Annotated in this window: 5 protein-coding genes; all 5 read left to right on the top strand. The window is 33.7% G+C overall.

All coding sequences use genetic code 11. The annotated features are described in order from the left end of the window. On the top strand, positions 1–1,710 hold a 1,710-nt coding region (locus BUE24_RS23340; RefSeq protein ID WP_139242104.1), incomplete at its 5' end, for a condensation domain-containing protein. A gap of 113 nt (positions 1,711–1,823) precedes the next feature. Then, on the top strand, positions 1,824–3,440 hold the full coding sequence (locus BUE24_RS23335) for an MBL fold metallo-hydrolase (protein WP_073322143.1): 1,617 nt from the start codon (positions 1,824–1,826) through the stop codon (positions 3,438–3,440). Positions 3,441–3,481: 41 nt separating this feature from the next. Then, entirely contained in the window at positions 3,482–5,341 is a 1,860-nt protein-coding gene (gene asnB, locus BUE24_RS23330; RefSeq protein ID WP_073322140.1) for an asparagine synthase (glutamine-hydrolyzing), read from the top strand. A 128-nt stretch (positions 5,342–5,469) separates the two neighbouring features. Continuing rightward, positions 5,470–8,607 carry a non-ribosomal peptide synthetase gene (locus tag BUE24_RS23325; RefSeq protein ID WP_073322137.1) on the top strand — a complete coding sequence of 1,046 codons (3,138 nt, stop codon included), beginning with the start codon at positions 5,470–5,472 and terminating at the stop codon, positions 8,605–8,607. 63 nt (positions 8,608–8,670) lie between these two features. After that, positions 8,671–17,544 (top strand): non-ribosomal peptide synthetase, encoded by an 8,874-nt coding sequence (locus BUE24_RS23320; protein ID WP_073322134.1) that lies wholly within the window; start codon positions 8,671–8,673, stop codon positions 17,542–17,544. Position 17,545: the final 1 nt, after the last annotated feature.

Here is a 17,545-nt window from a genome sequence, read left to right as displayed (position 1 = left end):
TCAGACTTACGTTCTTATCTTCAAGATCGGTTACCAGATTATATGATTCCATCATATTTTAAGGAGTTGGATATTCTTCCGATGACACCCAATGGTAAGATTGATCGTAAATCTCTTCCAGATTTTGAGATTGAGGCGAGTAGTAGTTATCAGGCTCCGAGTACAGCTACAGAGGAGCGCTTAGTTTCGATATGGTCAGAGGTTTTAAAATTGGATACATCGATAATAGGAACTGCTACAAGTTTCTTTGAGTTGGGAGGGAATTCTATTAGAGCTGTACATGTTATCAATCTCATTGAAAAAGAATTTAATATAAAAATTCCGATAAAATTAATTTTTGAGCACACTACAATTAAAAGCTTGTCTATCAAAATAATGAACTTCAAGACAAGTACTAGAGAAGAAATCCCAAAAATCAAGCTTAAAGCCAACGATAAGTATATAACGTCATCTGCACAAGAACGTATGTTTTATAAATATCTGCAGAATACAGATAGTTTAGCCTATAATATTTCGGGAGCATATAAAATTAGTGGGGTTCTGGATGTTCCTAAAATCAAGGAAACCTTGGAGAAATTAGTGGATCGACATGCAGTATTAAGAGCAAATTTTGCACTTTCCAACATTGGAGTACTACAAACCATTAATACTACAAAAAAGGTTAGTTTAACTATTCTGGAAATGGATAAGTATGCTCATCTAGACAATGTGTATTTGGATTTTGTAAAACCATTTGATTTAGAGTCAGAACTTCCTATTCGGTTTGCGTTATTGCCTGTTGATGAGAACACAAATATATTGTTTGTTGATGTACATCATATTGTTTGTGATGGGATATCATTGAATATTTTGATGAACGATTTCAAAGAATTATACCAAAATAAAGCATCTGTAGCTCCAGATTTTAACTATATCGATTATTCTTATTGGCAAAATAATTTGGCTAGTAACTTAACTAATCAAAAAGAATATTGGCTTCATCAGTTGTCAGGAGATCTGCCGGTGTTGACATTACCTATTAGCGGTTCCAAAGAGAGCGCGGATATAACGATAGCAGATTTTAAAACATTAGGAATCACAGATCAAGACTATAAAGACATTAAGAGATTTTTGGTACAATCAGATGTTTCCGAATTCATGTTCTTTATATCGATATTTTATATTTTACTTCAAAAATTATCCGATAATTCTGATATTATAATTGGTACAGACGTAATAGGCAGGACACATCCAAGATTTCAGGATGTCATAGGAACTTTCATTAATATTTTACCACTTAGATCAAATGTTGATACAGAAACTTCGTATCAAATATTTTTAGATGATATCAAAGAAAACGTTCTTAACGCCTTCGAGAACCAAGAGTACCAGTTTGACGAAATGATTTCTGAATTATCTAAAAAACAAGAGGTTGTGTCAGAGGATCTGGTAAGTGTTCACTTTGCATTTGTAAATTACTTTGAAGGGGAAAAAGAGTTCTTTATTGAAGATCTCAAATTCGAATCTTTGCACTTAATTAAGGATGAAACCACCCAATATGAATTTAAAATAGAAGTTTCAGAACATCAAAGCGAGTATGCTGTAAAATTCATTTATAGCAAAGAACTTTATGATAGCGACATTATTCAAGTATTTACCGAATATTACTACAATATCATTAAATCAGTACTACATGATCCTTCAGTCTTGATCGGACAAATAGAAGTTTAAATCTAACTACATCGTATTCTAATAATTCGAATCTGTTTGAAAAATCAAACGGAATAATATAACTGTATCCATATAGATACAAACATTAATTACAAAATCAAATTCTACATAAAATGAGTAAACTTTTTCTTAAACCAAATGTTGTTATAGAACCATTGTTTGATAGATGGTATGCCTGGCCACATTTGATCTCGCCAGCCACAAGTGCAATGAACGTAAAAGGGAGGCACTTAAAGATAATGAACTCTTATATCCAATCTCCTAAAATGCATGAAGCAGCGGTTAAAAATCCAAAAATGCTGGGAGGCCCCTTTATGGATTACGAAAAAGATCGCGTAGAGGATATCAAAGCATTAAAGGATCAGACAGTAAGTGCCCAATCAGATTCGTTGGAGTTTGTAAACGCAATACATGAACTTGATCAAATGCTAAAATCTAATGCCAAAGGGTATTCTTTGGAAACCTTGTATGAGAAAGTTCCTGAAATACTAAAAGGATATGTAGAATTGGTATATGATCTAAATAATAACCCTTCTTATCGATTCTTTGAACCTTTACTTTATGAGAGTGAGTTCTACAACAAGTCCTCGCAGAGTATTGCATTATGGATCACTGATAATGATGAAAGACCATTTTGTTTAAGTACACCTAGATTAGATGAACCCAATGTATTGCATCTAGAGATCCCATTTGATCATCCAGGAATAGATCAATTAAGTAAAATGAAAAGAGAAGCTGGGGATGTAGATGATATCGCCAAAGTTTTAGGGGTTTCTGAAGAAGAAAGAGAACTGTTTAATACTTTTTTTACAAGTCAGGAACACCCAACTTATAGCAAATATGAAGGTGATAAAGCACGGATGAGATATTTTGGACATGCCTGTATTTTGGTAGAAACCAAGGATATAAGTGTTTTAATAGACCCAGTTATAAGTTATTATGGCTACGAGTCTACGGTAGAACATTTTTCTGATATCGATATTCCGGATGTTATCGATTATGTATTGATCACTCACAATCATCAGGATCATATCTTATTCGAAACACTATTGCCATTAAGACATAAAATCAAAAACATTATAGTTCCCAGAACTTCAAGTGGAGCATTACAAGATCCAAACCTCAAGCTCATGTTTAATAACCTAGGGTTTAATAACGTAATTGAGATTGATGAAATGGAAACAATAGTGGATCAAAATGTTTCAATTACCGGTTTGCCTTTTACTGGAGAACACAGCGATTTGAATATTAAATCTAAAGCTTGTTTTAGAGTCGCGATCGATGATTTTACCTTCCTTTTTGTAGCAGACTCTAGAATTTTGGAATCCAAAATTTATGATCATGTTCAAAAGATAATAGGGAATATTGATGTGTTGTTTTTAGGAATGGAATGTGATGGAGCACCTCTATCTTGGCTATACGGACCATTATTGACAGAAAAGATTTCTCGAGAGGATGATCAATCTCGAAGACTTTCGGGTTGTGATTTTGAAAGAGGAATGTATTTGGTAGATACCTTCAAACCAAAAGAAGTATATGTGTATGCAATGGGGCAAGAACCTTGGTTAGAATTTATTAGTAGTATAAAATATACCGAGGATTCGCATCCGATTGTACAGTCTAATATGTTGGTAGATAAATGTGAAGAAAAAGGAATAATAGCGGAACGACTTTTTGGAGAAAAAGAGCTTTTTTATTCATATCAAGAAGTATTAGAAACAGTAGAATAGAGTGAGAAATCATTTATTAAAGTCTTAATAAAGAAAAATTTATGTGCGGTATTTGTGGATTTATAAAACATGATGACATTGTATCAAATGATGATCTTCAGATTGTTCAAAAAATGAATAAGAAATTGATTCATAGGGGACCTGATGATCAAGATACTTTGCTTTTTGATAATGTTGCTTTAGGTTTTACCAGGTTGAGTATTATTGGTCTGAGTAATGGAATGCAACCTTTATACAATGAAGATAGATCTCTGATCTTAATTTGTAACGGAGAGGTATTTAACTATATAGAGTTGAGAGAAGAACTCATCTCCAAAGGACATAAGTTTAGTACCGATAGTGATATTGAGGTAATCATTCATTTGTATGAAGATCATGGTACAGATTTTCTAAATAAATTAAATGGGCAATTTGCATTTGCATTATACGATACAAAAACTAAAAGTCTGTTTTGCGGTCGCGATCAGATGGGAATTATCCCGTTTTACTATACGTATGTGAACAATACCTTCGTTTTTGGTTCAGAGATCAAAGCGATTATTGAACATCCCTTAGTGAAAAAAGAAGTCGATCTTACAGGATTGGATCAGGTTTTTACTTTTGCCGGGCTCATCAGCCCGAGAACCATGTTCAAAGGAATTCATAGCCTTGAAAATGGCCATTTTCTGGTAGTGAATAACAAGGGAGAGATTAAGAAACAAGAGTATTGGGACTTAATTTACCCCGAAGGGGAAGTAGTACTAAATGGAAAATCTGAAGATTACTACCTCAAAGAATTAGAGGGCCTGTTCGAATCTTCAATAAATCTTCGATTACGCGCTGATGTTCCTTCTGGGTTTTATGTAAGTGGAGGACTCGATTCTTCCATGATTGCCATGAAAGTAAATCAATTGGTTCCTGAAGTAAAGAAAAAAGCATTTTCTATCGATTTTATAGACTCGCTGCATTCAGAATCCAATTATCAGAAAATCGTTGCAGAGCAAAGCAATTCTAATTTGAATCAAAAAGTATTTCTGTATGATGACATAAGTGACCGATTGAGGGAATCTATTTATTATAGTGAATGCCCTATAAAAGAAACGTACAACACAGCATCAATGTCTTTGTCAGAAAATGTAAGAGCCAACGGACTCAAGGTAATTCTTTCTGGAGAAGGTGCAGATGAGTTCTTTGCGGGTTATGTGGGGTATCGATTTGATAAGATGCGTCAATTAAACCTAATTGACAACCCGGCGACACCAGAAGAGAGAGCTTTAAGAAAGAAGCTTTGGGGGAACGATTCATTTTTCTACGAAAGAAACTTTTTGGAATTCGAAGAAGAAAAAAGACAGTTGTATTCTAAAGATATCAATGCGTCATTTTCTGAGATTAATTGTTTGAACTATCCAATAATTAACAAGGAAAGAATACGTAATAGAGATATTGTAAATACAAGAGCGTATGTGGATTATAAAATCCGATTGGTAGATCATTTGGTTTCTGATCATGGAGATAGAATGGCTATGGCCAACTCTGTAGAAGTAAGATATCCCTTTTTGGATAAAAACTTGGTAGAGTTTTCGGCACAAGTTCCTTCAGAGTTAAAACTCAAAGATTTTACTGAAAAATACATTCTCAGAAAAATGGGAAGTAAATTTGTTCCTAAATCTATTATAGAAAGAGAGAAGTTTCACTTTATAGCACCAGGAAGTCCATATCTGATACAGCAAAACATTGAATATATTCAAGATTTGTTGTCTTATGATGTGATCAAAAAACAAGGCGTTTTCAACCCTGATGAGATCGAAAGACTTAAAAAATTATATGCACAAGAAGGATATACTATTAATGCTCCTTATGAAAGTGATCTTTTGATTACGGTGATTACTTTTGGAATATTACTAGACACCTTCTTTTCTTAACAAATAAGTAAATATCCCCTCATTTTATCCATCAATATCTTATTGATGAAAGATCCAGGCTTTTTGAAATATATAAGTCCGGCAAATACCTACATGTTTAAATCAAAAATAATTTTAAAAAATACCCGATGGTTTTTCAAGAAGAATTAATAAAAAGCCTTATTAGAGCTAAAGAAAATATCGCTATAGAATACAATCAGCATTCTATTACGTATGAACAAATATTGAGAACATCCAATAAGATCACAAAATTTCTTTTAGATCAAGGTTTATCTAGAGAAACCTTTGTAGGTGTTTTGATGGATGATAAAGTGGATTTGATTTGTTCGATGATAGGAATCATGAATGCCAGATGTGTATTTGTGCCTATAGATAGCAAACTACCCAAGGATCGTTTGGATAAAATCGTAGAAGAGATGAAGTTAGAATATTTGATTACTTCTAATACTTCTAACGCTACTTTGGAGAATGTCAAAAATCAATACAATCTACAGCACATATTAAGGAATGATGATGTGGATCTTGAATATCCAAAATTCGAGAAAGATGATAGCCTTTATGTTTATTTTACTTCAGGTTCGACAGGTACTCCAAAAGGAATAATTGGAAAGAATTGTAGTTTGATACAGTTCTTACAATGGCAAATTAGTGAGTTTGAGATTAACGATACTTGTAGAGTTAGTCAATTGATAAGCCCATACTTTGATGCTTTCTTGAGAGATGTTTTCATCCCATTACTAACTGGAGGTACCGTATGTATTCCTTTTGAAGAAGAAGACTTCTTTACACCCGAAAAAATTACCCAATGGATTGATCAGAACGAAATCAGCATGATTCACTGCGTTCCAAGTGTTTTCCGAATTTTTGGTCAGCATCCAAGGTTAGGGGATCATGCTTTCAAAAATTTGAAGCATATTTTTCTTTCCGGAGAAAAAATTATACCAACAGAGTTGAGGAAGTGGTATGATTGCTTTGGAAATACGATTCAACTTGTCAACTTCTATGGTGCTACAGAAACTACAATGATCAGGTCTTTTTACAGGATTCGTCCCGAAGATTCATCCAAACAAAGGATCCCGATCGGAGCTCCTATTGCAGATACCGAAATTTTGATTTTAGACAACGAAAAGAAGCCTGTAAAAGCTCTTATGACTGGAGATCTTTATATCGTTACCGATTATATGTCAAAAGGATATTTGAACAATGTATCATTAACAAATGAGAAGTTCATTGCGCTAAACCAAGATACAGATCAGGAAAAGATTGCATTTAAAACAGGGGATAAAGGTCGAGTTCTGCCTAACAACGTAATTGAATTATTGGGAAGAGAAGATCGCCAGGTTAAACTGAGAGGGATCCGTGTAGAATTAGATGAAATTGAGAATGTTTTATTGAAATCAAACCTCATTAAAAATATCGTTGTTGTAAAAAAAGAAGAAAACCCAGGAAGTGATAAAGCACAGAACAATGGAGCAGGCTTTACAGAATCATTAGTTGCTTTTGTTGTTGAAGCAGAAGAAGGAGTAAGCAAAAAAATAGATCAATATGCACAGGAATATTTACCAGCATATATGCTTCCTTCACGATATGTAGCAGTCAAAGAATTTCCACTACTATCTAATGGGAAAATAGATCTCAAAAAGTTAGAAACCCTAATGGATTCTGATACTTCTGAAGTAGTTCGCCCAAGAAACGATATTGAGGAGAAATTACTAGCAATCTGGGAAGAAATTCTAGGAAAACAATCCATCTCGGTGGTAGATAGCTTTCAACGTATGGGAGGAAACTCTTTAAGTATAATGAGATTAATTGCTAAAATTTACACAGAATTTAAAGTGAGAATCTCTCTTAGTCAATTGTTTAAAACCCTTACCATAGAAAGTCAAGCGTCATTTATCCAAAATGCAACAAAGGATAATATTTTCAAGATTTCTAAGATGGAGCAAAAACCATTTTATCCATTATCCTCTTCTCAAAAAAGAATGTATTTTAACTATGATCTCAATAGAGAAGATACTTCGTATAATTTGCCTATTGTCTTTCAAATGGAAGACAATGTAGATCTGAGTAAGGTAGAAAGCTCTTTTAATAAACTGATAGAAAGACATGAAAGTTTAAGAACAGTTTTTAGCTTCAAAAATGAAAATATTGTTCAGGAGATAAAGGAAACAGATAAGGTGAAAATAGCTGCCATTACTAGTAATAATATGGATCAAAGTATCCAAGATTTTATCAAACCTTTTGATCTTAATCATGGTCCTTTATATAGACTTGGAGTGATAACCTCTAACGAGAATGAACGATTTTTGATTTTTGACATTCATCATATTATATGCGATGGAATTTCTCAGGTTAATTTGTTTAAAGATTTTTTGACGCTTTACTACGATCAATCCTTAGAAAAGTTAACACTTCAATATTCAGATTATGCAGAGTGGGAAAATGAATTTATAACCAATCAAGAGTACATACAACAGCGAGAATTTTGGTTAAAAGCATTCGAGAAAGATATTCCAAGATTAGAATTACCAACATCGAATGATGATGAAGAATTTGATACTGAAGGAGGAAGTACATCTTTTGCAATTGCGAATAGCCAATTAAAACCATTGATTCATAATGTAAAAGAAGGGGATAAGATTACGGATTTTTCAGTGTTATACTCTCTTTTTGTTACTTTTTTGGTTCAATTAACCGGACAAGAAGATATCGTTGTAGGGATTGCCTCATCAGGAAGAATACAAGAAGAAGTAGAACAAATAGTAGGGATGTTTTCCAAAACGTTACCTATTAGAAGTAAACTGGATACTAAAAATACTTTCAGAGAGATAACTAAGGATATCAGTGCATATTTGGTAGAGGCAACAAGCAAACAAACGTACGACCTTTCGGATATTTTAATGGAGTTGAATAAGAAAACAGAAAATCATATTAAACATCTTTTTGATGTGATGTTCATATATCAAAATTTTGATAAGAAGAAACTAAATGATTTTGCTAAAGACTTCACCTACTTTGATTTTGAGAACAAAACGGCAAAGTACCCATTATCATTGTTTATTAATGAAGAAGAAAATGAATATCGATTCACTTTTGAGTATGCTTCAAGTGTGTTCACGGCTTCTGACATAGATATCATTGCTTCGCAATTCAGGGATTTTATGACCTCTATTTTAGAAAGTGTAGACACTGCTATAATGGATGTTATTGGTGGAGATCATAACACCTTAGAATCTGTAGAAGACGACCTTACTTTCAATTTTTAGGGCAAGGAAACCCTACGACCAAACAAAAATTTTACACAAAACATCAATCCTAAAAGTACTACCATGTCTGGAAATTCAATTTTAGATTTTGAAGCATTACAGGTTAACAGAAATATAAAATCCAGAAAATACTGGGAAGAGAGGTTAATAAACGTAGATGTATTGTCTTATTTCAATAATGATATTTATAAAACTGATTACGGTATTGAAAGTTTTTCAGTTCAAAATAAGAAGTTCCCTGAAGAAGTTTTCGATCGACTTGATCAAATCGCATCTTCGGATAAGGCCAAACATGTCTTGTTGATTTCTGCATTATCTGTATTGATTTCAAAGTACTCTTCTAGCTTAGAAAATATAATTTTTACACCTGTTTTTGATCTTTCCGAAACTCTTGAACAGAACAATAAGGTGATTCCTGTTAGATTCAAGATCCAGGGAGATGTAAGTTTCAGCCAATTTGTGCATCAGGTTAAAAATGATTTGAAGAATGACTATAGCAATAGTAATTTTCCTTTAACCAAAATGTTGGGACTAAGCCCAGAGGAACTTGATAAACGACCTAAAATTGGGCTCTGTCTAAATGCTATTCAAAATAGGGTTGATGTAGAAGATATTTCGCCTGAAATTCTTTTCGTATTTGAGACCGAGAAAGAACCAAGTTTAGAAATTCAATTTGATAGCTCCAAGTTTTCATCTGTTTTTATTGATACCCTTGCTGAGCATTTTTTCAATCTTTTAGATCAGTTAATTCACCAAAAAGGGATCACTATATCAGAAGTTAATGTTTTGTCTGAGAAGGAGGCTCAGCATTTTATTTATGGATTGAATAATAGAACAACTCCGTATCCGCAAGAAGAAACAGTAATTTCACTTTTTCGTAAGCAGGTTAGCAAACATCCAGAAAATACAGCAATCAGCATCAATGGAAGTACTATTTCTTACAAGGAATTAGACGAACTCTCGAATAGAATAGCAAGTTTTCTAAAAAATGATTTAGAACTAGCAGAGAAGAGTTTGGTAGGGGTAGTTTTAGAATTAGAGAAATATTTAGTTCCAGTTATTTTAGGGATTCTTAAAGCTGGATGTGCATATATTCCTATCGACATAAATACACCAAAAGAGAGAATTATTACTATTGCCAAGAGTTCTGAATTGGATCTTGTGATTACTCGAGGAAATTTTTTGGAGGACCTTAAAGAGGTTGTAAATAACATAGTTGATTTAAACACTTATCAAACTGAAATAGATAAAGTCCAGCCAACTGATTTGATCGATGAAATCAAAAGTGAAGACTTAGCCTATATTATTTATACTTCGGGTTCTACAGGAGTCCCTAAAGGTGTGATGATACCTCATAAATCACTGGTAAACTATATCGATTGGGCATCAAAACAATATCTAAACGATGGTAAAGGTAATTTCCCTTTGTACACATCTATTTCATTTGATCTTACGGTTACATCTATCTTTACACCACTAACCACTGGAAATCAAATCTCAATATATAACGAAAATGAGAAGAGCATTGCCATAGAAAAAATCATAATGGATGATAACATCAATGTTATCAAATTGACCCCTTCACATTTGAAGATTCTAGATCATAGTACTGCTATTCAACCCAATTTCAGCATTCCTCCCAAAAGATTAATTGTTGGAGGAGAAGAGCTTACCTATGAGCTGGCAAATTCGATATATAACAAGTTTAACGAGCATATCACTATTTATAATGAATACGGCCCAACAGAGGCTACTGTAGGGTGTATGATTTATGAATTCAAGCCAGAAGATCAATCCATCTCGGTGCCCATAGGTGAGGGAATTCAAAATACCAACATCTATGTTTTGGATGAAAACTTAAATGTTGTGCCCAACAATGTAGATGGAGAAATATATATATCTGGAGAAGGATTGGCATTGGGATATATTTCTCAAAAAGAGCTTACAGATCAGCGTTTTATTCAACATCCATTTGTAGAAGGGAAAAAGATGTATAAAACAGGTGATATCGGTGTTCGAGATCATAATGATCGGATCATTTACAAAGGAAGAATAGATGATCAAGTAAAAATTAGAGGTTATCGCGTTGAAATTGGTGAAATAGAATATTGGCTATCCTCTTACCCCGAAATAAAAGAAGCAATCGTAATACATAAAAAAGATGCTGTAGCTGGAGATTATCTATCAGCATATTATCAATCTGATTTTGAGTTGGAAGATAATGCAATAGAAACGTTTTTGATATCTAAAGTACCTGATTATATGGTGCCTTCCTACTTTTGCAAGTTGGATCATTTTCCACTTACCATAAATGGGAAGATAGATAAAAAAGCGCTACCTAATCCACAACTCAAAAAGAAAACTCAATTTGTCCCCCCGTCTAATGAATTGGAAGAAAAACTACAAACTATCTGGGGAAAAATATTGCCCATTGAAAAAGAAGAAATAGGAATTTGTCACAGTTTTTTTGACCTAGGGGGGCATTCATTGTTAGCAACTATATTAGTTAATCAAATTTCAAAAGAGCTTAAGATAGCGGTGGGCCTTAAAGATATTTTTGAGTACCCAAGTATTCAAGAACTGACAAAACATATAGCTAACGAAGAGCTTACGGATTATTTTGAGATTCAAAAAGCTAAAAAGCAAAAATATTATCCACTGTCTTCTGCTCAGAAGAGACAGTTTGTTCTTAATGAATTAGAGAAAAACTCCATTGCATATAATATGCCTACTATAGTTCGCCTGGAAGGGCAACTTAACAAAGAGAATGTAGCTACTGTTTTCAGAAGTTTGGTGCAAAGACATGAAATACTTCGAACAGTTATAACAGTTGTTGACAATATTCCGATGCAGCAAATAAAGGAAAATATGAACTTCAAGCCCACATATTTTCATTGTTCCGAAGCAGAGGTATCTCAGGTAGTAAAGGGTTTTATAAAACCTTTTGATCTTAGTACGGGTCCTTTACTACGAGTAGGGTTAATAGATCTAGATCCTAATAATCACATTTTGATGATAGATATGCATCATATTATTTGTGATGGAGTTTCAAAAAATATATTGTTTAGAGAATTCTTAGAACTGTATAATGGAGGCGAGCTATTACCAAATCGTCTGGAGTATACAGATTATGTGCTTTGGCAACAAGGTGAAAAGCAAGAAACTCAATTAGAGAACCAAAAAGCATTTTGGTTAGAAAAATTTGCCACAGATGCACCTGTTGTAGAAGTTCCAACTGATTTTGATAGGAATACTGAAGATGACCGCGTAGGAGGAGAGATGGTCATTCAATTTACAGAAGAAGAAACAAACGAGCTTAGAAAAATTACAGAAGAACAGCAAGTCACTATGTACATGGTGTTAGTATCCGTATATGTGCTATTATTACACAAAATCAGTAACCAATCTGATGTGACTATAGGTACCGTTTCTTCAGGACGTCAACATGCTGATCTAGAGCATATGCTCGGTATGTTTGTAAATACAATCCCTGTTCGTTTCAAAATAAATCTACAAGATAATTATACCGATTTTTTACAATATGTAAAATCAAATATTCTCGATTGTTTTAATCACCAAGATTTTCAATATGAAGATTTAATAGATGAATTGAAACTAGAGCGAAACTCTAACAGGAACCCTTTATTTGATAACATTTTTGCTTTCGAAAACTCTAGGGATCAAGCATTGAAGTTAGAAAATTTGGATATTTCTCCATTTTCTTATGAACATAATATAGCTAGGTTTGATCAAACTTTGATGGCAATCGAAGAAGAAGACACCATTACTTTAAGTTTTGGATACGCAGCTTCTTTATTTAAAGAAGAAACGATCCAGAGGTTTGTTCAATATTATAAAAGAATAGTTGCAGAAATTGTTCAAAATCAAGAAAAACAGATAAAAGATTTTGATATACTTCCAGATACCGAAAAGAAAGAGTTGTTGGTTACTTTTAATCAATCTTTTGAGACGTTTTCTGAAACAAAAAATATCTTAGAATCCTTTCAGGAACAGGTACGTAAGTACCCGGATAATGTAGCGGTTGTATGCAATAAAGAACAACTTACTTACAAGCAACTGGATCAAAAGACAAATCAATTAGCAAGATTTCTGGTTAATAACGGCGTTAACAAAGGAGCACTAATTCCTCTTTGCATCAATCGATCACTGGATATGGTTATGGCGATACTAGGGATTTTGAAGACAGGAGGAGCATATGTTCCTATTGACCCCAATTATCCTGAGGATAGAGTAAAGCATATCCTAAAAGATATTGATGCGACAATCGTATTGGTTGATTCAACATTCAACTTGGATTTGGGAATTGATCAACTTAATTTGGAGCAATTGTTTGAGAACGAGATCGCTTCTTTTTCTCAAAATCCTATTGCGATAGAAACCGATTTAGAAGATATAGCATATGTAAACTATACCTCGGGAAGTGTAGGGCTTCCAAAAGGAGTATTGGTAAAACATTCTGGAGTAGTTCGTTTATTGGATTTAGAAGGTATTACTTTTGATACTTCTACAACTACCCTTCAGTTATCATCTATTGCTTTTGATGCGGCTACATTCGAACTTTGGATACCGCTATTGAAAGGAGGGACTTTGGTGATGTATCCACAGAAATATCTCGATATCGAATTGTTGAATAACATAATTAAGAAAAACAATGTAAACACGATTTGGTTAACATCGGGATTGTTGGATCAATGGTGTAAAAGTGATATATCAGATTTAAAATTGAAATATGTAGTATCTGGGGGAGATGTAGTACATCCCGGTTCGGTGAAGGCTGTTTATGATAAGTTGCCTAACGTTGTGATGTATAATGGTTATGGGCCAACAGAGAATACTACGTTTACTTGTTTTTACAAAATACCTAATGATTTAGATCTGTATACCTCAATTCCTATTGGTAAACCTATTGCGGGGACAAAAGTATATATAGTTGATGGAAACTTAAACCTGGTTCCTAAAGGTGTTGTGGGAGAGTTATTAACTTCCGGAGTAGGGGTGTCCAAAGGATACATAAATAATCCTGAGCTGACCAAACAAAAATTCATCAAAAACTTCTTTGATCCTAAAGAAAATAACACCTTATATAGAACTGGGGATCTGGTAAGATGGTTAGGAGATGGAAATATTGAATATATAGGAAGAAAAGATAAGCAAGTCAAAATTAGAGGGTATCGCATTGAATTAGATGAGATTGAAAATAACCTTTCACTGTACGACGGAATAATAGATGTGATTGTAGTAGCAAAAGGTGAGGCTCAAGGTAAAACCCTAGTTGCGTATTATACAACTGAACAAGAAATTGACACAGCAGAACTACGTAGTTATGTATCGCAAAAATTACCAGAATACATGGTACCTTCATTTTTTGTTGAACTAGATCGACTACCTCTAACTGTAAATGGCAAAGTAGACAGAAATAATCTGCCAATGCCCGAAATCCGATTAGAGGAAAATCACCAAGAACCATCCAATGCTTTAGAAGCGCAATTAAGAGGGTTGTGGTCTGATATTCTCGGTGTTAAAGAAGAAGTATTGAGTGTTGCTAAAAGCTTTTTTGAACTTGGTGGACACTCCCTCAAAGCAGCTATTCTGGTAAATAGAATAGCGCAGGAATTAAAAGTGAAAATATCTCTTAAAGACATATTTGTTTATCAAAATATTAGACAATTAGCACAATATATAGCAGAAAAAGATACCACCACTTATATCGAAATTCCAAGAGCGAATAAGCAGGATTATTATCCTCAATCTTCTACACAGAAACGGGTATATTTCATGTATGAGTTTGATAAAGAATCCCTTGCTTATAATATGCCTAGTGTTTTCGAATTAACGGGGGAACTGGATAAAAAACGGCTCGAAGAAGCTTTTAAGAAACTCATCGATCGTCATGAGATTTTAAGAACAAGTTTCATGATCAAAGAGGGACAACCCGTACAATATATAAATAACAACGTTGATTTTAAGATCGAATATCATGATCATCTTAACGCAGATGTAGATGAGATTGTGTCTAATTTCATACGACCATTTGATCTAGGAATGGCTCCTCTATTGAGAGTTGGTTTAATCACACGCGACTCCTCCGATCATATATTGATGCTCGATATTCATCATATTATTAACGATGGAGTTTCTCAAGGAATTTTGATAAGAGATTTTGTCAACTATTACAATGGAAAAGATTTAGAAGAGTTGCAAATTCAGTATAAAGATTATGCGGTTTGGCAACAGAGTGAAGAACAAAAACAAAATATTGAAAGTCAAAAAGCATTTTGGAAAAATGAATTTGTAGAAACACCTGAGGTATTAGAACTACCAATAGATTACTCAAGAGTATCAGATAAAGTCAATAAGGGAGCAGGATTAAATTTCTTGCTAAATTCTGAGGATAGTAAAAAACTCAGAGAAATTGCTCAAAAAGAGAATGTAACCACATTTATGTTGTTCTTATCTTTTTATTACATTCTACTGAATAAATTAACAAATCTTGAAGATGTAACCATTGGTACAACGGTGGCAGGACGTCAGCATGCTGATATTGAAAATATGCTAGGAATGTTTGTAAATACCATTCCTTTGCGAAATTATCCGAATGGAAGTTTACAGTTTGTCGAGTTTCTTGCAAAAGTTAAAACCAGAACGTTGCAGGCCTTGGATAATCAGGAAATCCAATACGATGATATCGTTGATGAACTCAAATTAGATCGAGTAGCTGGTCATAACCCTTTGTTTGATGTGCTTTTTGTATTTGAGCAATTTGAGGATAATGTTTTAGAAATTCCTAATCTTTCTTTGAGTCCATATCAAAGTAATCATGCAGCTTCCAAATTGGATTTGATGTTGTCAGTAAAAGAAGAAGGAGATCAGTTTTTTGTGTATTTCGAATATTCCACAAAATTGTTTAAAACGTCAACTATTGAGAGGTTTAGCGAATATCTTCAAAAGATTATTTCATCTGTAGTTCAAAATGATGGTATCAAATTATCCGACATAGATATCTTATCCGAAGGAGAAAAGCTCCTTTTATTGAATGACTTTAAAAGCACTCCGGTGATCAATGAGACCGGTGATTCGATCATTAGTCTTTTCGAAAACCAAGTGAAAAGGGATCCGGATAAGATTGCTTTGATCTTCGAAGAGGAACAAATTTCGTATCGGGAACTAAATGCTTTGGCCAATCAAGTGGCGAAGAAAATTATTCAAAAACAATCTAAAACAAAAAGTAAGGTAGCACTTTACTTTGATCCTTCTATCCAGATGATAGCATCAATTTTAGGAGTAATAAAAGCAAATAGTGTATATGTACCTCTTGCTCCCTCAGCACCTGCAGAGCGAAATGCATATATCCTTAAGGATTGTCAAGCTGATCTGGTAGTTGTACAGGAGGGACTGTCTGCAGATGAATATTTCAATCAGTTGTCTTTGGATAAAGAACAAATTATTTGTTTTGATTATACCGAAAAAGAAGACGGTGAATTTCCTGAAATAGGAATGAGTATCCAAAAAAACAAGGAAGATCTATTAAATGTTATCTACACTTCTGGTACTACCGGAAACCCTAAAGGTGTCGAAGTAAAAGAAAAAGGAGTATTGAACTATATCTGTTGGAGGATTCAAAAATTTGGATATCATCCAGAGGATGTTACGCTACAGTTATTTCCTTATATTTTTGATGCATATGCTACAAACTTTTATACCAGTCTCCTTTCTGGAGCTACTATGGTTCTTGTTTCCGAAGAAAATAGAGTAAATCCAAAACATATCGTAGATACTATTAAAAAAGAAAAAGTTACTAATTGTTGTACTACACCTGCGATTTATAATGCCATATTAGATGAATTAAAAAGCAGTGAAAATATGGAGCAATTACGTTTCATAGGAGTAGGGGGTGAGCGCCCAACCGATAAGCTGTTGGAGAAATCAAAAGCAATATTACCGCACGTATCGGTAAATAATGAATATGGTCCTACAGAGTCTTCGATTGCGGTTACCTATAACAATGGTATAAAAATAGGTGATGGAGGGATCATAGGTAAGCCTATACCGAATACCGAAATTTATATTCTAGGTAAGAATATGGAGCTATTACCTATTGGAGTACCTGGAGAATTATTTATCGGAGGAGTAGGTTTGGCCAAGGGCTATTTGAACAATCCCGAGTTAACCAAGGATAAATTTATGGATACCGAGCTTTTTAATGCTGGGCGATTGTACAGAACTGGAGATATGGCCAAATGGCTTCCAGACGGTAATATAGAGTTTATAGGTAGAATAGATAATCAGGTAAAAATACGTGGATTTAGAATTGAGTTAGGAGAAATAGAAAATCAACTATTAAAACATCCTGACATTGAGGAAGTCACAGTAATTGTGGTCGAAAAAAATAATGATAAACATTTGATCGGTTATTTTGTAGGGACAACGGAGTTAGATAGGTCAGCATTAAAGACCTTTCTTCAAAACAAGTTACCAGAGTATATGATTCCTCCTTTCTATGTTCAGCTAGAAGAAATGCCATTAACACCTAATGGTAAAATAGATAAGAAAAAACTACCGGATTTTGAAATTGAAGTTGGAGAGGATTACGTAAGTCCTAAAAATGAAACACAAGAACGATTAGTTAGAATCTGGAGTGTAGTACTAGACCTGGTTCAAGACGTGATAGGAATCAAAACTAATTTTTTCGAGATCGGTGGAAACTCTATAAAATTGATGAATATGGTGAATTTAATCAATGAGGAGTTTGAATATGAAATTTCGGTAGTCAACGTATTTGAATTTCCTACTATCGAAGCACTTTCCAGGATCATAGATCAAAATATAGGACAAACAAGCGCAGAGGATGAACAAGAAGACGTTTCATTCGAAGAAATTAACTCTACATTGGATCTATTTGACATAGATGATGAATAAT

Source organism: Aquimarina spongiae, assembly GCF_900141785.1.
Classification (GTDB): domain Bacteria; phylum Bacteroidota; class Bacteroidia; order Flavobacteriales; family Flavobacteriaceae; genus Aquimarina; species Aquimarina spongiae.
The sequence above is the reverse complement of the archived record's forward strand: the minus strand, read 5'-3'. Positions and strand labels throughout refer to the sequence as shown.

Coding starts and splice junctions, on each gene's coding strand:
- BUE24_RS23335 (WP_073322143.1), top strand. CDS start 1,824: ATGAGTAAACTTTTTCTTAAACCAAATGTTGTTATAGAACCATTGTTT.
- asnB (WP_073322140.1), top strand. CDS start 3,482: ATGTGCGGTATTTGTGGATTTATAAAACATGATGACATTGTATCAAAT.
- BUE24_RS23325 (WP_073322137.1), top strand. CDS start 5,470: ATGGTTTTTCAAGAAGAATTAATAAAAAGCCTTATTAGAGCTAAAGAA.
- BUE24_RS23320 (WP_073322134.1), top strand. CDS start 8,671: ATGTCTGGAAATTCAATTTTAGATTTTGAAGCATTACAGGTTAACAGA.